Annotated in this window: 15 protein-coding genes; 5 read left to right on the top strand and 10 right to left on the bottom strand. The window is 56.9% G+C overall.

Annotated features, from left to right (window positions below; genetic code table 11):
• Nucleotides 1-49 precede the first annotated feature (49 nt).
• A complete protein-coding gene (locus AB1763_06905) occupies nt 50-1,243 on the top strand; it encodes an NAD(P)/FAD-dependent oxidoreductase (protein MEW5832544.1) in 1,194 nt (397 codons plus the stop codon).
• Here the strand turns inward: AB1763_06905 and ligA are convergent.
• From ligA to AB1763_06855, 10 genes are all read right to left on the bottom strand, one after another.
• Nucleotides 1,169-3,181, bottom strand: coding sequence for an NAD-dependent DNA ligase LigA (gene ligA, locus AB1763_06900; GenBank protein ID MEW5832543.1), 2,013 nt, complete (start codon nt 3,179-3,181; stop codon nt 1,169-1,171). The two genes, AB1763_06905 and ligA, sit on opposite strands and share 75 nt — an antisense overlap.
• Before the next feature lie 3 nt (nt 3,182-3,184).
• Nucleotides 3,185-3,481, bottom strand: coding sequence for a HigA family addiction module antitoxin (locus AB1763_06895; protein MEW5832542.1), 297 nt, complete (start codon nt 3,479-3,481; stop codon nt 3,185-3,187).
• 10 nt (nt 3,482-3,491) lie between these two features.
• Nucleotides 3,492-3,773: a type II toxin-antitoxin system RelE/ParE family toxin gene (locus AB1763_06890; GenBank protein MEW5832541.1), complete on the bottom strand. Its 282-nt coding sequence runs from the start codon at nt 3,771-3,773 to the stop codon at nt 3,492-3,494.
• Nucleotides 3,774-4,195: 422 nt separating this feature from the next.
• Nucleotides 4,196-4,573, bottom strand: coding sequence for a hypothetical protein (locus tag AB1763_06885; GenBank protein ID MEW5832540.1), 378 nt, complete (start codon nt 4,571-4,573; stop codon nt 4,196-4,198).
• Nucleotides 4,574-4,613: 40 nt separating this feature from the next.
• Nucleotides 4,614-6,833: an endonuclease MutS2 gene (locus AB1763_06880; protein ID MEW5832539.1), complete on the bottom strand. Its 2,220-nt coding sequence runs from the start codon at nt 6,831-6,833 to the stop codon at nt 4,614-4,616.
• Nucleotides 6,830-7,159, bottom strand: coding sequence for a hypothetical protein (locus tag AB1763_06875; protein MEW5832538.1), 330 nt, complete (start codon nt 7,157-7,159; stop codon nt 6,830-6,832). The genes AB1763_06880 and AB1763_06875 overlap by 4 nt, the downstream gene beginning before the upstream one ends.
• Before the next feature lie 3 nt (nt 7,160-7,162).
• Nucleotides 7,163-8,473, bottom strand: coding sequence for a UDP-N-acetylmuramate--L-alanine ligase (murC, locus tag AB1763_06870; GenBank protein MEW5832537.1), 1,311 nt, complete (start codon nt 8,471-8,473; stop codon nt 7,163-7,165).
• The gene (locus AB1763_06865; protein ID MEW5832536.1) at nt 8,470-8,937 is read right to left on the bottom strand and encodes a hypothetical protein; all 468 of its coding nucleotides are present in this window, start codon (nt 8,935-8,937) and stop codon (nt 8,470-8,472) included. The genes murC and AB1763_06865 overlap by 4 nt, the downstream gene beginning before the upstream one ends.
• Nucleotides 8,934-10,070 (bottom strand): succinyldiaminopimelate transaminase, encoded by a 1,137-nt coding sequence (locus AB1763_06860; GenBank protein MEW5832535.1) that lies wholly within the window; start codon nt 10,068-10,070, stop codon nt 8,934-8,936. Before AB1763_06860 ends, AB1763_06865 begins: the two co-directional genes overlap by 4 nt.
• Nucleotides 10,071-10,126: 56 nt before the next feature.
• Entirely contained in the window at nt 10,127-10,921 is a 795-nt protein-coding gene (locus AB1763_06855) for a polysaccharide deacetylase family protein (GenBank protein ID MEW5832534.1), read from the bottom strand.
• A gap of 152 nt (nt 10,922-11,073) precedes the next feature.
• Here AB1763_06855 and AB1763_06850 point away from each other — a divergent pair, with 152 nt between their 5' ends.
• From AB1763_06850 to AB1763_06835, 4 genes are read left to right on the top strand one after another with little or no spacing between them, the layout of a single operon-like run.
• Entirely contained in the window at nt 11,074-11,535 is a 462-nt protein-coding gene (locus tag AB1763_06850; GenBank protein ID MEW5832533.1) for a MarR family transcriptional regulator, read from the top strand.
• Nucleotides 11,532-12,662: an efflux RND transporter periplasmic adaptor subunit gene (locus tag AB1763_06845; GenBank protein MEW5832532.1), complete on the top strand. Its 1,131-nt coding sequence runs from the start codon at nt 11,532-11,534 to the stop codon at nt 12,660-12,662. The genes AB1763_06850 and AB1763_06845 overlap by 4 nt, the downstream gene beginning before the upstream one ends.
• A gap of 2 nt (nt 12,663-12,664) precedes the next feature.
• The gene (locus AB1763_06840) at nt 12,665-15,796 is read left to right on the top strand and encodes a multidrug efflux RND transporter permease subunit (protein ID MEW5832531.1); all 3,132 of its coding nucleotides are present in this window, start codon (nt 12,665-12,667) and stop codon (nt 15,794-15,796) included.
• Nucleotides 15,789-17,210, top strand: coding sequence for an efflux transporter outer membrane subunit (locus AB1763_06835; GenBank protein ID MEW5832530.1), 1,422 nt, complete (start codon nt 15,789-15,791; stop codon nt 17,208-17,210). Before AB1763_06840 ends, AB1763_06835 begins: the two co-directional genes overlap by 8 nt.
• Nucleotides 17,211-17,421: the final 211 nt, after the last annotated feature.

Below are 17,421 nucleotides of genomic sequence, written 5' to 3'. Positions count from 1 at the left end.
AATGGCTCCGAAATCCGCTACCATTCCACAAATATTTCAGGGGGGCCGAGTGCAAAAAATTCATGTCGCGGTGATCGGGGGCGGATACGGCGGTATCCGCGCCGTCGAACACCTCTGCAAACGTCCTGAAATCGACGTCACCCTGATCGATCAGAACGCCTACCATTACATGCAGGCCGAAGTCTACGACTTCATCGCCAACAAAGTCGACATGTCCCGCGTCATGATCGACCTCCCCTCGCTGATGAAAAGCTTCGGAAACGTCGAATTTGTCTGCGAAGAGGTGCTAAACGTCGACGCCGAAGGACACAGGATACGCACCGCCACCCGCGAAATAGGTTACGACTACCTCATCATCGCCACCGGAAGCCGCACCTATTTCCCCTCTTTCATTCCGGGTCTGCGCGAACACACCCACGGCGTCAAAAGCATCCCCGGCGCCCTCGATTTCAAACAGCAGTTCGAACGCTCCCTGCTTGAGCGGATCGAAGCGCAGCGGCAGGGGTGCGACGTCAAGCCTTTCAACATCGTCATCGGCGGCGCGGGGCTTTCGGGAGTCGAAATCGCCGCGGAGATGGCGGCGTATGCGAACCACTTCTACCGCAACGGCAATTTCGGCTGCCGCGGGGTGGACGTCTACCTCATCGACGCGTACGAGAGCATCCTTTATGGCATGGACCCGTTTTTGATCCGCAGTGCGCACGAGCGGCTCGAGAAGCTGGGGGTGCACGTCTGGCACAACAACCGCATCGGCGAAGTGCGCAAAAAACAGATCGTACTGGATAACGGAAAAATCCTCGATTTCGAGTTCATGATCTTCACCGGGGGGGTCTGCGCCGGAACGCTCACCGAGCGTCTGGGCTTCGCGGTCAACGCCAAAGGGCATCTCCTCGTCGCCCCCGATCTCTCGATCGACAATCATCCCGAAATCTTCGCCATCGGCGACGTCGCCCACCTCGCCGACGCGGAGGGGAAACTCTATCCCCCCACCGCACAGCTGGCCGAACGGAGCGGCGAACACGCCGTCGCAATGATCCGCGCCGACCTCGATCACAAACCCCGCTCGCCTTTCCGTTATCAAAGCGGCGGCGTCATGATCGCGCTGGGAGGCGAATACGGCGCGGGAATCCTCCCCGGGGGAATCCGGGTCAAGGGATACCTCGCCTATTTAATCAAAAAGGCTATATTTCACCTCTACACCGCTCCCCTGCGGCGCCGGAGCCTCATCGGGAAGAGACGATAAGGCTCTAAACTCACTCTCGGTGAGGAGCTTAACCCCCAGCTCCACCGCTTTGTCGTATTTGCTCCCCGCATCTTCGCCGTAGACGACGTAATCGGTCTTTTTCGAGACCGACGAAGCCACCTTTGCCCCCAGTTCTTCCAGCATCGCCTTGATATGGTCGCGCGGAACGCTCATCGTTCCGGTGATGACAACGCTTTTGCCTTTGAACGGGTTATCGTGCGCTTCGACTTTCACGGGAGCGACGGGGTTTAGAATCGATCTGAGCCTTTCAATCTTCTCGCCGTTGACCCGCCCGAATTCGAGGATCGATTCGACCATCTCGACGCCGAACCCCTCAAGGGCCAGGATCTCGTCGCGCGTGGCGGTATCGAACGCCGTTCCGAACGCGCCGCACAGCGTTTTGGAGGCCACTTCGCCGATATGCTCGATCCCCAGCGCGTTGATAAAACGCCAGCACTCGCATCCTTTGGCTGCATTGATCGCCTCCAGGAGGTTACGGCTCTTTTTCTCTTTGAATCCCTCTAAGGATAGGAGCTGATCCATCGTGAGATCGAAAAGATCGCTCACCTCGTGCACCATCCCCGCGCTATGAAGCGCTTCGACGATCTTGTCCCCCAGCCCGTCGATGTTGAGGCACTGCTTGGAGGCGAAATAGATGATCGAGTTGACGACCCGCGCTTCGCACCCCATGTTCTGGCATTTGATCAGCGCCCCCTCATCAAGAAGCTCGGAGCCGCAAACGGGACAATGCGTCGGGCGATGGATGACCTGCTCGCTTCCGTCGCGCTCGCTTGCAATCACCTTGACGATCTTGGGGATGACGTCGCCGCTGCGCAGGATGATCACCCGATCCCCGATGCGGATGTCCTTGCGCTCAATCTCGTCGAAATTGTGCAGGGTCGACCTCTCGACCGTGACCCCCTCGATGTCCACCGGTTCGACGATCGCGACGGGGGTGACAACGCCGCTGCGCCCCACCTGCAAGATGACGTCACGCAGCGTCGTGAGCTTTTCGATGGCGGGAAATTTGTACGCCGCCGCCCAGCGGGGGTTTTTGACCGTATAGCCCAGCTCGTCCTGCACGGCAATCGAATCGACCTTGATCACCATCCCGTCCAGCAGCATCGCGAAATTGTCCCGCTCAACGCGCATCTCATGGTAAAACGTCTCGATCTGCTCCGCACTTTCGCATAGGTGTGTCATATGGGGGTTGCGGAACCCCAGAGCATAGACCCACTCCATCCGCTCGGAGAGGTTTTTGATCTCCAGCGTATTGGCTCCGATCCCGTAGGGCATGAACACCAGACGCCGCGACGCCGTGATGCGGGTATCGAGCTGCCGCAGGCTCCCCGCCGCCGCATTGCGCGGGTTGGCGAACAGCGATTCGCCGCTGCGCATCCGCTCCTCGTTGATCTTCTCGAAATCCTCTTTGAAAATGACTACTTCTCCCCGTATCTCGATCCGTCCCGCATAGGGGATGGTGAGGGGGATACTCTGGATCGTTTTGGCGTTTTGGGTGACGTCCTCCCCCTCTACCCCATCACCGCGCGTAATCGCCTGCACGAGCTTCCCGTCCTCATAGATCAGGTTGAGACTCGCCCCGTCGAATTTCGGCTCGCAGTAGAAGCGGACATCCCCGTACCCTTTCGTGATGCGGTTCACCCACGTTTCCAGCTCGTCACGGTTAAACAAATCTTCGAGGCTCCACATACGGCTCAGATGCTGCGCCTTCTCGAACTTATCCTGCGGCACATCCCCTACCCGCTGTGTCGGTGAATCGGGGATGATCTGCTCGGGGTGCTCATGCTCGTAAGCCACGACCTTGTGGTAGAGGATATCGTACTCCTCATCCGTCGTGATGGGGTCGTCGAGGACGTAATAGTGGTAGGAATATTTTTTCAGCAGTTCTACGGCGTTTTGGTATTCGGTGTGGGTCATGAGTTAGGCTACTTGAAGCTTTTTGATTTTTTGAATGGACTCTTTTTCCTGCACATAGGCTTGATAAAGATCAAAATTATCCTGCAGCGTCATCCAAAACTGCGGAGTCGTTCCGAAATATTCGGAGAGCTTGAGCGCCATCACCGCGCTGATTCCCCGTTTTTGGTTATACAGCTCGCTCAGGGTTTTGATCCCTACTCCCAGATCATCCGCCATCCGTGCCTGTGTCAGGCCGAGCGGTTCGGCGAATTCGAGTTTGAGGATGATACCCGGATGGGTGGAAGGTCGGATTTCTTTCATCGTTTTTCCTTTAGTGGTAGTCTGTGATATGGACATCGTACGCATCTTTGCCGTCGAAGCGGAATACGACCCGAAACTGGTTGTTGATGCGGATGCTCATGAATCCCGACAGGCTCCCCTTCAACTCTTCGAGATGATTGGCCGGGGGGATACACAAATCCTGTTTTTCTTGTGCGGCATCGAGCATGTCGAGTTTGATTTTGGCACGCATCGCGAGATTGGCAGGGAACTTTTTGCTGGGTTTTTGCCAGAACAACTTTTCCGTCTCTTTGCACTTGAACGATTTTATCATGTGGATATATTATCGCAATACGATAATATTGTCAACGACATATTTATCTGTCCTTTTCTTTTTAGTAAAGAAAAGAACGAAAAGAAAAGCGCCCCCGCAACAGGTCGCTTAACCGGCCGCTCCACCCTTCGGCGAGCGGCCTGGCTCTGGGTGTGTTTTGGGGGCAAATACAATTTCATGGAATGATTTTCGCGGAACGCGAAAATAGATAGCAATCGGTCTTTCGAGCATCCTTGAAAGCCGCGCGCGAAGGCTCTGCCGAAAGTCGCGCGAGCGATTTGCTCGAAAGACGAGGTTTTTTGGGTTACTTTTTTTGCCGGAACAAAAAAAGTGACAAGGGTTTAATCAGGCGAGCCTCTGCATTCCCAACGAGGACGTTGGGAACGAGGGAAGTGGGCTTGGTGCATAGAGATTTGTTAGCTTTATGAACCTATTGCAGCTTTACATACTGGGCACAACCTATGTCTAGAAGTAGCTCGATTTGTTCGTATTTTTTTACGTTGTGAATCCCAGCAACCCGTACAATAAAGACCATCATCATTTTCGAATAAATAGCATCCCCATTTTGTTCCAATAGGTTTTTCATCTTTATCCGGAAGTGTCAACTTAAGTACTCTATTTTCTTCTTGAAGAATTACAATTTTTTCTTTAAGTCCAGCGACTTCTAGTTTAATATCGGCTAGTTCATTTGATAAATCAGCTAACAAGTTTTTAAATTCAGCTTCTTCTATATTTTTTGAAATTTCACGAAGCCTTTTTAATAATTCTATTGAAGTGCTGACAGATGAAATAATGTCCATACTTTTTTACCTTTGAACCAATATTAGAATCACTCAATACCTATAATCGTACCACTTTCGCCCCAAATCCCCCCATATGCGCCGGCGCATCCGCAAAACTCTTGACGCTCGGGTGAGCTTTCAAAAACTCCTTGACCGCATAGGCCAATTTCCCCGTCCCGATCCCGTGATAGATCAGCACCTCGTCAAATCCCTGCAACAGCGCGTCGGAGAGAAACTTGTCCATCTTCTCGCACGCTTCCTCGCCCCGAAGCCCGTGAAGGTCGAGCTTGAGGCCGCTTTTTTGCTCGATCTGCGAGGTGACGGTGACTTTGGGCTTTTTGGGGAGGTTGCCGCTGGGTTTGAGGTCGTGCAGTTTCACCCGCAGCCGCATCCCCTCCACCTCGATCATCGCATCCTTAGCCCCGACGCTGACGATCGTGCCGCGCTGGTTGCGGTATTTGACCGTCTGCCCTACTTCGTAGGTCACTTTTTCAGGCTCCGCGATTTTGGGAACTTCGACTTTGGGCAGTTTGGCCTGCGCACGGTTGAGCTGACGGTGGATGGCGGCCTGATCGTGTTCTTTGGCGGCCGCTTTGGCTTCGCGGATCGCGGCGTCGTACTCGGTGCGGAGGCGGTTTTTCTCTCGCTCCAGCTCGGTGCGGAGGGCCTCGCGCGCCTCTTTGAGTTCCCGCTGCTCGGTGCGGATCGATTCGAGCCGTTCGTCTGCTTCGCGGTTTTTCTGCTTGAGCGAGCGTTCCAGCTCGCTGCCCCGCTCGATCAGGATGCTCAGCTTTTCGTGGTTTTCGCCGTAGAGGGCACGGGCGCGGGAAATGATGGCGGGGTTGATCCCGTAGCGGGCGGCCGTCTCGAAGGCGTAGCTTTTGCCGATGACGCCGTGGAGGAACTCATACGTCGGGACGCGCCGCTCCTCGTCGTACAACGCGGCGAGGAGCTCGACGTCGTCGCGGTCGGCCATCAGGGCGGCGAGGCGTTTGTGGTGGGTCGTCACCACGATCTTCTGCCCCCGCTTGATCAGCTCGTCAAGGACGATGGCAAAGAGCGCCGCCGCCTCGTCGCTGTCGGTCCCCAGCTCGATCTCGTCCACCCCGATCAGGGCGCTTTTGTGCTCGAAGAGGTGGGCGAACTGCACCATCCGCCCGGCGAAGGTGGAGATGTCGTTGCCGACGTTCTGGGGATCGTCGATGACCGCTTCGAGGCGCTTGAAGCTCCCGATACGCGATTTGTGGGGGTTGAGCTTCATCGGGATCAGGTATTTGGCCATCGCCGCGGCGCTTAGGATCGATTTGAGGAGCATCGTTTTCCCCCCGGCGTTGACCCCGGTGATGAGGAGGAGGTTCCCCTTGAACGAAATGCTGACCGGTTTGGGGTTGTGGAGTGCGGGGTGGGCGAATTCCTCGAGGACGATCGCGTCGTCGCCGGAGGGTTTTAAGATCGCGTAATCGTGGGCGCGGGCGAAGAGGACGCGCGCCTGGTAGTGATCATACCGGTCGAACTCGCGGTCGATGAAAGCGATGAAAGGGACGAACCCCGCGAGCTTGGCGGAGAAGCGCTTGGCGTATTCGTAGAGCTTGGCGTCGCGCTCCTGCAGGACGTAGCGCAGCTGCTCCTTGCTTTTGAGCACCGCATCGGGGGCGACGTAGAAATATCCCGCCCCGGTCCGCCCGACGACGGAGCCTTTGAGGACGTGGTTGAAACCGCCGCGCACGAGGAGGCACTCCTCGTCTCCGACGTAGTGGATCTGGGTGTCGACGAGGTAGGAAGAAAGTTTCTGCGTATGCAGCAGCCGCTTGATCGCGTCGTTGATCTCGGTTTTGATCCCCTTGATCCGCTGCGCGATCCGGTAAAGCTCCTCGTCGCGGCTTTCGATGAATTTCCCCTCGACGTCGAAATAGTCGTCGATCTCCTCGAATCCTTCGGGAATTTGAATCGTCCCCATCCACTCCCCGATCAGGCCGCTGTAGCCCTGATTGCGCAAAAAGCGGAAATAGCGGACGATCTTGAGCACTTCGAAAATCTCCTCGAACCGCAGTACCCCCTGTTTTTTGAGGTGGTTGAGGATCGTCTCGAACGGAACGCTTTTGGGCGGGGCCTTGAACTCCAGCGCATCGAGCGCTTCAATGTAGCGGTGGTGGCGTTCCTGGTCCCCCGGCATCGCGATGTTCTGGGAGCGGGAGAAGAAGTGCTCGAGTGCCCCGATGTGGGGGAGAAGATCGAGTTTTCCGAAGAGTTCGGAAAGGCTGTGGGAGAGGCGGCTCATTCGCACTCGCGGGCGTTAAAGATCCGCTGATAGTGGGGTGTCCCCTTGAGACCGATAAAGCTCTGGGTCCCGACGCTGTAGTCGAAGGTCGACGCGTTCACCTCTACCCCGTCGCAGACGAGCGTCTGGCCGCTGCGGTATTTGAGTTCCACTGCGATGATCCGGTCGCGTTCACGGTCGCTGCGGACGTTGTAGGCGACTGCAGCGGCGATCAAAAGGGTAATGATCCCCGATATGATCCCTTTTTGCCTGCCGCTGAGCTCCGTAAAATAGTGCATCCACGCAAACGCCAATGCAACGATCCCGAACCAGAGCAGATAGGCCATGACTTATTTGACTCCCCGCAGCTGGTAGGTAAGATCCCCCGCGCCGAAACCGACGATGAGCCCTTTGTCGTACGTTTTTGCCACGCTATCGCCGATGAGCGCTTCGATCGTATCCCCATTTCGGTGGAGCTTATCGCACATGAGCGGATTGTACCGCGCGAAACGCCCCTCGAAATCGATCTCTCTGGGCTCTTCGCTCGCCGCCCATACGGGGAGGATGACGAGGTCGTCGCACCCTTCGAAACACTCTACGAACGCGTCGAGGTTGTCGATCGTTCTGGAATACTTGTGGGGTTGCCAGATCGCGATGATGCGGTCGAATCCTTTGAGCGCCGCGTAGGTTTTGAGCGACTCCATCGTTGCCTTGATCTCGGTGGGGTGGTGGGCGTAGTCGTCGATGATGACCCGCTCGGTCCCTTTGAAAATGACGTCGAACCGTTTTTTGATCCCTTTGAAATGGAGCAGGTTGGCCCGGATCGCGGCGATGCTCATCGTCTGGGCCGCCGCGAGGATCGCGAGCGACGCGTCCATCGCGATGTGTTCGCCGAATCCCCATACCTCGAATTCGCCGAGGTTTTTGAGGGTGAAGCGGGTGTAGGGTTCGTCATCGATGAGGATGTAGGTGATGTTCGTGATGTCCCGGCTCGGATACAATCGGATCGCATCACATTCGAGTGTCCCCATGAACGGATCTTCGGCGTTGATGACCCGCAGCGGCGCCATTTCGACAAAACGGCGGTAGGCGTTGTGGAACTCGTCGATGTTGTAGTTGTAGTACTCCATGTGCTCGGGCTCGGCGTTGGTGACGATCGAACAGTAAGGGTTGGAGTTCAAAAAGCTGCCGTCGGATTCGTCGGCTTCGAAGAGCATGACGTCGGTACTGCCGTCATAACGGACGTTGGAGCCGAAACCTTTGGACTCGGCCCCGATGATCGCGCTGCCGCTCATAATGGAGGCGAGGATCGCCGTCGTCGTGCTCTTGCCGTGGGCGCCGCAGACGGCGTAGACTTTTTTCTCTTTGAGGATACGCAGCAGCGCGTCGCGGCGGTGGAGCACCTCGATGCCGCGGGCGCGGGCTTCGACGATCTCGGAGTTCGTCGGCTTGATGATCGCCGAATGGATCACGAGGTCGCACCCCTCGGGGATGTTGGCGGCATTATGGCCGATATGGACGGTGATCCCGCGATCCCGAAGACGCTGCGTGATGTGGGTCTCTTTCATGTCCGATCCGCTCACTTCGTGGCCGCTGAAGCGCATGTATTTGGCCAGTCCCGAAATACCGATTCCGCCGATTCCGATAAAATGGATTTTCATTCTCCGATTCCCTTTTTAAAAGTGCTGATGTAAAATTTTCCGCTGTTCTGCGTTGCTTCCATATCGACGTACTGCTCGATGAAATCGTCAAACGGGATTTGCGCGTCGCACGCGGCGCGGTGGAATTTCATCGCCTCGCTGAACGGCTCGTCGTTGCTGATCCCGCCGAGCACTTCAAACAGCGCGCTCGCATCGTGGACGCTCCCCGCGCTGTAGTGCTCGATCGCGTACTCGTAAAGCGCCCGCAGGGTCGCAAAATCCTGCACCTGAGTCATATCGAGCTTTTCGAGGTTTTCGAGGGCATTGGTCAGCCGCTCGAGCGCGATATCGAGGATGTTGGCGTAATAGGCCATCAGGGTGTCTTCGTCAAACTTCTCGTGCGCTTCGCTCTCCAGAACGTACAGCGAAGCGATATCCCCTTCGCTCTGCGCGTTAAAAATTTTCTCTTTCAGTTTTTCGCTCATCCCAGGGCCTCCTTCAGCCGTTTTAATGCTTCGACGGTACGCGCCCGCTCTTCGACGAGGGCGATACGGACATACCCGTGACCGGGGTTTTCGCCTGCGGCGTCGGTACGGGCGAGGAATTCCCCGGGCAGAACCTTGACGTTGTAGTCGCGGTACAGCGTTTGCGTGAACTCCAGCGCATCGGGTATTTTCAGCCACAGATAAAAAGTCGCATCCGACGTTTCGACTCCCAGTATCTCCCGCGCCGCTTTGAAATTGTCGGCGTAGACGCTGCGGGCCGCCTCGACGTGTTTGTCGTCGTCCCATGCCATCGCCGCGGCCATCTGCAACGGCAGCGGCGACGCGCAACCGACGTAGGTACGGTACTGCGCGTAGGCTTTGAGGATCTGCGCGTCCCCGGCGATGAACCCACTGCGCAGCCCCGGTGCGGAAGAGCGCTTGGAGATCGAGTTGATCACGAGGACGTTTTTAAACGCCGTGTTTCCGACGTGTACGGAGGCTTCGAGGAGCGAAGGGATCTTCTCCCCGGTGTAAATCTCGCTGTAACACTCGTCGTTGATAAGGCAAAAATCGTGTTTGAGGGCGAGTTTCACCCATTCCCCCAGCTCCTCGAGACTCAGCACCGATGCGGTCGGATTGTTGGGAAAATTGAGAATCACCAGATCACATCCCGTGAGTTCGGCTTCGTCGATGCGGGGTTTGAAGCCGTTGGACGCGGTGAGGTTGAGGTGAATCACCCGTGCGCGCGAGGCGATCGCGGCACCTTCGTATATCTGGTAAAACGGATTGGTGTACGCCATCACCGGATCGGCTTTGTCGAACAGGTAAAACTGCGGGAAATTGAACAGCACTTCGCGGGTCCCGAACGCACTGACGAGCTGATCGGGTGCAAGTCTGACGCCGAAACGGCGTTCGACGAAACCGCGCATCGAACCGTTCAGTTCCGCTTCTCCGGCCGTTTTGGGGTAATAACGGAGTTTTTCGGAATGCTTGGCGAGCGATTTTTGGATAAACGCCGGGGTTTCGAACTGCGGTTCTCCGATGGTGAGGACGATCGGAGAGTACGCCGGATTCGGGGTGATCCCGGCTAAAAGGGCATTGAGTTTTTCAAACGGATAGGGTTCAAAATGCAAAGGACGGTCTTTATAATGAAATAACGGGGGTTATTATACCTTCCCCCGGCTGTAATTTAGTATCCGATGGCCTCTTTTTTCGACGGCGGCATCCGGTCTTCGGTACCGTCGACCATACGTGCGAACGCTTTGAGATCGTGTTTGCTCACGATCATGTAGCGGGGCTGGGAGGTCATTTTTTTCCCCGCTGCGGCATGGGCGCGGTCGATCGTGAGCGCTGCGGCGTATCCCGCCGCAGCGGCTTTTTTCTCCAGTTCGTCATCGTAGATCCCGAACACCCACGCGAGGTATTTCACCTCGTGCCCCATCTTCTCCTCCAGCTTTTTCTTCGCCCCTGCAAGCTGTTTGTCGACGAATTTATCGTATTCGGCGGGAGAGAGTTTCTTCTTCTCATGGTTGAAATTGGGGTGCCAATAGGTGTGCGATTCGACGCGGAACAGTTTGCTCTTTTCAAGTTCGAGGAGCTGTTCCCAGCCCATCGCATATTTGGCGTTGGAAATCGCGCTGGGGTAGATGAAGAGGGTTACGGGAACTTTATACCGCTTGACCAGCGGTGCCATCTCCGAATAGACGCTTTTATGTCCGTCGTCGACGGTGATGACGACCGGTTTTTTCGGAAGCGCTACCCGTTCCCCCCGGACATGTCGCATCGCCGTATCCAGAGGGATGACGGTGTAGCCGTTTTGTTTGAGCCATGCGAGCTGCTCGCCGAACGCGGACGTTTTGATCGTCATCGAATCGGCCACTTCGGGACCGAAACGGTGGTAGCACAGTACGGGGATTTTGGCCGGAGCGGCGGCACCCCACAATGAGACGAGGCTTAAAAGAATCGGCAAGACGAATCGGAGCATTGTTGTTTCAACCTTTATCGATAAAAATGGGGGGATTATAGCGCATTCGTTCATACGGTTAACACAAATTTTCTTGACATTGTTGCCCGTTTGTCCTAGAATTCGTCCGATTAGTTGCATATACAACTAAATACATTCCCGAGGAGGACGCATTGAACCGCTGCGAATGCCCCATCGACGAATCGCTCGGATGCCTCACCAACCACGCGGCGCACGCGGCTCGCAACTATCTCACCCGCCGTCTCGAAGAGCACGGGATCGACATCACAATCGAACAGTTTAAAGTGATGGTCGTGCTGTGGAAAGAGAAAGTTTCGACCCAGCAGGCGATCGCCGATTTCGTGGGAAAAGACAAAACCAGCATCACGCGCCTCATCGCGGGGCTTGAAAAACGTTCCCTCATCACCCGCACAACCGATGAGAACGACAAGCGCTGCAACCTCGTCACCCTCACCCCCCAGGGAATCGCCCTCGAAAAACCGACGATGGAAATTCTCAACCGTGCCAACGAAGCGATTCATCGCGAATTCGATCCCGAAGAACTCGCCGCGACGCTGCGCGTCCTCAAAAAAATGTGCCACCTACTCCACTATCCCTCAAAGGAATCCGAATGAAACGCCTGATCTTTGTTAGCTTGTCTCTGGCCGCCGTCCTGGCCATCAGCGGGTGCGAACGCCCCAAAGCCGCCGGCATGCAGCAGCCCCCGCAGGGGCCCGTCCCCGTGACCACCACACAGGTCAAAACCGGCAATTTCCCCGCCGTCCTCGAAGCGACCGGACAAACCGAAGCGTACAATACCGTTCAGATCTACGCCCGCGTCAACGGCTACCTCGCCAAACGCCACTACGACGAAGGGGCATACGTGACGCAGGGGACGACCCTCTTTACCATTGATCCCAGCGATCTGAAAAACGCGCTCGCGAGCGCCAAAGCCTCCTACGATCTCGCGGTCGCCAACCATACGAACGCCAAAGCGGTCCTGAACCGGATCAAACCTCTTGCCGAAGCCAACGCCGCCAGCCGCCAGGAACTCGACACCGCCACCGCAAACGAGCGCAATACCGCCGCCGCCGTAGCCGCCGCGAAAGCCTCCCTCGAACAAGCGCGGCTGAATCTGAGCTACACCACGGTCAAGGCCCCCATCAGCGGTTTCGTCGACAAACGCAAAGTAGACGTCGGCACCTACGTCGCGGCGGGGGCGAACGGGCTGCTGACGACGATGTACCAGAATGATCCCATCTACGTCAACTTCACCTTCAGCGAAAACCAGAAGATCGCACGCCAAAACGCGATCGCCTCGGGCAAACTGATCCCGCCCAAAGACGGTAAATACGAAGTCGAACTCGTCCTTGCCGACGGCTCAACCCTCTCGCGCAAAGGGAGCATCGATTTCGTCGCCCCGTTTGTCGATTCGACGACGGGAAGCATCCTCTACCGTGCCGTCCTCGACAACAGCGACCACAAACTCCTCCCCGGCCAGTTCGTGAAAGTCAAAGTCAAAGGGATGGAATGGAAAGACGCCCATTATCTCCCGCAAAAAACGGTCCTCACCGGTGAAAAAGGAAAATTCGTCTACGTCGTCGAAGCGAACAACACCGTCTCTCCCCGTCCGGTCAGCGTCGGGGCCTGGATCGGGGAGAACATCGTGATCGAAGGGGGGCTCAAAGGGAATGAAAAAATCGCCGCCGACGCCCTCCCCAAACTCAAACCGGGGGCGGAAGTGATTCCGAACGGTAAATAACCATGTTTTCCAAATATTTTATCAACCGGCCGGTACTTTCGATCGTCATCGGGATCATCATCATGCTGCTGGGATTTGCGGCGATCAAAAGCCTCCCGATTTCGCAGCTGCCCAACCTGACCCCTCCGACCGTCGTCGTCACCGCAAAATATCCCGGGGCCGACGCCGAAACGATCGCCAACAACATCCTCACGCCCCTCGAATCCCAGATCGCGGGGGCGGACGGGCTCATGTACATGTCTTCCAAAGCCGCGGCATTGCCGGGAACGGGAACGATTACGTGTACCTTCAATATCGGCGTCAACCAGGACATGGCCGCCGTCGACGTCCAGAACCGGATCAATTCGGTCCTCGCGCAGTTGCCCCAGACGACGCGCGACCTTGGGGTGACCGTCGAAAAACGGACATCGGACATTCTACTGATCGTCGCGATCACTTCGCCAGACGGCAGTTACGACTCGACCCGGATCAGTAACTACATCTCCTCCAATCTCCTCGACGAAATCAAGAAAATCCCCGGCGCGGGACGCAGCCAGATTTTCGGACAGCGCGACTACGCGATGCGTATCTGGCTCAATCCCGACAAAATGGCCTCGCTGGGCGTGAGTGCCGCCGAAATCGCCGCCGCGATCCGCGACCAGAATCTTCAGGTCTCCCCGGGACGTCTGGGACAGTCTCCGACGGCGGAGGAGCAGATGTGGACGATGCAACTCACCTCCAAAGGGCGTTTCTCGACCCCCGAAGAGTTTGCCAACATCATCGTCCGGGCAAAAAACGACGGTTCGATGATCCGTCTGCGCGACGTCGCGCGCGTCGAGCTCGGGGCGCAGAACTACGAGTTTTTCGGACGGGTTAACGGCAAACCGGCGGCCATGATCGGGATTTTCGCCGACGTCAACGCCAACGCCCTCGACACCTCGGCCGCCGTCGAGGCCAAAATGGAGCAGCTGGCCAAAAAATTCCCCGCCGGCATCACGTACGACATCCCCTACAACACGACCGATTTCGTCCAGATTTCGATCGACGAGGTCGTCAAAACGCTGATCGAGGGGATCATCCTCGTCAGCCTCGTCATCTACCTCTTTTTGCAAAGCACCCGCGCCGCGCTGATCCCGATCCTCTCGATCCCGATCTCGCTGACGGGAGCGTTCATCGGAATGTACCTGTTGGGGTACTCGATCAACACCCTTACCCTCTTTGGACTCGTTCTCGCGATCGGGATCGTCGTCGACGACGCGATCGTCGTCGTCGAGAACATGGAGCGGATACTCCAGACCGAGAAAATATCCCCGCGCGAAGCGGCGATCAAGGCGATGATGCAAATCTCCGGACCCGTCATCGCGATCGTTCTGGTCATGTGTGCGGTCTTCATCCCCGCGACCTTTTTGGGCGGTATGACGGGACAGCTCTACAAACAGTTCGCCGCGACCATCGCCATCTCGGTCGTCTTTTCGGGATTCATGGCCCTCACGTTCGCCCCCGCGATCGGCGCACAGATCCTGAAATACCATGACAAAGAGCCCGCCGCCTTTTTCCGCTGGTTCAACCGCGCCTTCGGCCGCATGACCGAAGGGTACGTCCGCCGTTCGGCGTTCATGATCCGGAAAGCGGCGATTTTCGGGGTGATTTACCTCTCGACGTACGGGTTCATCGCCTATTTCCACAAGACCCTTCCGACCGCCTTTTTGCCGATGGAAGACCAGGGATACTTCATCACCAGCGTCAACCTCCCCGAAGGGGCGACGGCCAACCGTACCCTCGAAGTGGTCAAACAGGTCGAAGGGATCCTCGCACAGCAAGAAGGGGTCTACAAATACACCGCGATCACGGGGCTCAACATCCTCACCTTTTCGCAAGAACCCAACTCGGCGGTCGTCTTCACCCGTCTCAAATCGTGGGACGAGCGTCCGGGCAAAGAGCTCTCGGTCTTCGGGATCCTCAACTCTCTTGGGCCGAAACTGGGGGCCATCCAGGAGGCCAAGGTGTTCGCGATGCCGCCGCCGCCGATCCGCGGGATGGGTTCGTCGGACATGTTCAGCCTCCGCCTGTTGCAGCCGGGGGACAACAACGTCAGCCGCCATGCCGCCGCGACCAACGAGTTCGTCGCATCTTTGCGTGCCGAGCCGGGAATCAAAATGCCCTTTACGACAATGAACGTCAACACCCCTACCCTTTCGGTCGAAGTCGACCGGGAAAAAGCCAAATCGCTGGGACTTTCAATCAACGACGTCTTCGGAACGCTGCAGGCGACGATCGGAACGATGTACGTCAACCAGTTCGACCGCAACGGCAAAACCTACTGGGTGCAGATGCAATCGGACAGTTCCTACCGCGCGACGCCCGAGGACATCGGCCGCGCGTGGGTCCGCTCGAGTACCGGGATGCTCGTGCCGCTCTCGAGCGTCGTCACCGTTAAAATGTCGAGCGCCCCTTCGTCGATCGAACACTTCAACGGGGTACTCAGCACGACCATCATGGGTTCCCCTTCGCCGGGATACAGCTCGGGAGACATTATCAAAACGATCGAGCATAAAGCCGACACCGTGTTGCCCGCAAGCGCGAGCTACGACTGGGAAGGGCTCTACCTGCAGGAAAAACTGGTCGGGTCCAAAGCTTTCATCATCGTGGCGTTCGCGCTGGTGATGGTCTACCTGATCCTCGCGGCGCTGTACGAGCGCTGGACCCTGCCGATCTCGATCATGCTCGCCGTACCGTACGGGATCATGGGTGCGTACGCGGTGGTATGGATCATCCCGTGGCTGAACAACAACGTCTATTTCCAGATCGGTCTGCTCACCCTCATCGCCCTCTCGGCCAAAAACGCGATTCTCGTCGTCGAATTCGCCGAAGAGCAGCGCCAACTGGGCAAAAGTATTTACGACGCCACGATGGAGGCGGCACGGTTGCGTTACCGTCCGATGATGATGACGTCGTTTGCCTTCCTTGCCGGGATGCTTCCGCTCATCTTCAGCTCCGGTGCCGGGGCTGCGGGACGCTTTTCGATCGGGGTGGCGATGTTCGGCGGGATGATGGCCGCGACGTTTATCGAACGTTACTTCATCCCGTTCCTTTATTACTGGGTCGCAACGGCACAGGAAAAATTCAATGCGCGCAAAGGGGTATCCCATGAATAAACACATCGCCTACGGCTCGCTTGCGCTTGCTTTGCTGCTGGGAGGGTGCACCATCGGGCCCGATTACGTCAAACCTTCCATGACCGCTCCCCAAACGTTCCGCGACACGAACGGCACCGCCGCCGTTCAGACGCAGTGGTGGGAAAACTTCAACGATCCCAAACTGAGCGAAGCGGTCGAAACCTCCCTGCGGGCCAACTACGACCTGCACTCTTCCCAGGCTCGCGTCGACGCACTGCTGGGAAAATTCGACCAGGCCAAATCGTACCTCTACCCGCAAATCAACGGCAACGGTTCGCTCACCCGAAAAGGGGTCTACGACGCTACCGGCCCGAATCTGCGCGAGGGGGTCAGTTCGACCTACGCGGCGTCACTCTCGCTGGCCAGCTACGAAATCGACCTTTTCGGCAAAGTCCGGCGTGCCAACGAAGCGGCGCGTGCGCTTCTGCTCTCGAGCGTTTACGCCAAAGAGACGCTCAGGCTCTCGGTCGCCACCGCCGTCGCCGCGTCGTATTTCAAACTCGCATCGCTCCGCAGCCAGATCGACCTGGCGAAAGAAAACCTCTCCGTCAGCCGCGAACTATACGAAATGACGGGGCTGAAATACCGCCACGGCGTGATCGACGAGAGCAGCTACCTTCAGGCCGAATCGGAATACGAAAGCGCCAAAGCGACCCTCTCGCAGCTCGAAGCCGCGAAAATCGCCGAAGAAGCGGTGTTCAACGTTTTGCTCGGACGCAATCCCCGGGAGGTACAGACGGCCTCCCTGGAATCGATAACGCTCCCCTCCGTCCCCGCCGCGATTCCCAGTACCCTCCTCGCCCGGCGGCCTGACGTCGCGGCGGCAGAGCAGGAACTCGTCGCCTCCAATGCCCAGATCGGCATCGCCAAGGCGGCCTATTTTCCGAGCTTCAAACTCACGGGGATGCTGGGGGTGCAGAGCCTCGAACTGAGCGATTTCGTCGCCAATCCCACCAAGCTTTGGGAAATCGCCCCTTCGGTTTCCGTACCGCTTTTGAGTGCCGGACGGATCGCGGGCGAGATCAAAACCGCCGAAGCGGAATACAACGCCACCCTTGCCGCTTACCGTAAAACGGTCGTCACCGCGTTCAACGACACCGACAGCGCCCTCGGGCAAAACGCCAAGGCAACCGAACAGATCGCCTACCAGAACAAACGTTCCGGAGCGATCGAGCGCGCGCTCCGGCAGGCCAAACTGCGTTATCAGGTGGGCAGCATTTCCTATTCGGAAATGCTGATCGTTCAGCAGCAGTGGCTAAGCGCCCGCCAGAATTACCTGATCGCCAAACAAAACGGCCTGACCGCAACGGCCAATCTTTACAAAACCCTCGGGGGCGGATGGGATGAAAAACAGTCTGTCCTGGCCCTCGATTACTACCCTGCGGGGCGGTAGTATTCCATTCTCTTCGTACCCTTCGGGGTACAAATTCCTCCCCTTGACCCTTTCTGAAATGCCATCGAAAAGATAATCAAAAGTAAACAAAAGCCAAAAAAGGGCCGAAAAAACGTTTTTTTACCTCTCCGGATGTTGCTCTTTTAAACCGTCAAACCCTTTTTTTGAAAAAAATGTGATGCCTTCAAAAGCCCTATTTCAGGGAGTTTGA

Source organism: Campylobacterota bacterium, assembly GCA_040752835.1.
Classification (GTDB): Bacteria; Campylobacterota; Campylobacteria; order Campylobacterales; family Sulfurimonadaceae; genus Sulfuricurvum.
The sequence above is the reverse complement of the archived record's forward strand: the minus strand, read 5'-3'. Positions and strand labels throughout refer to the sequence as shown.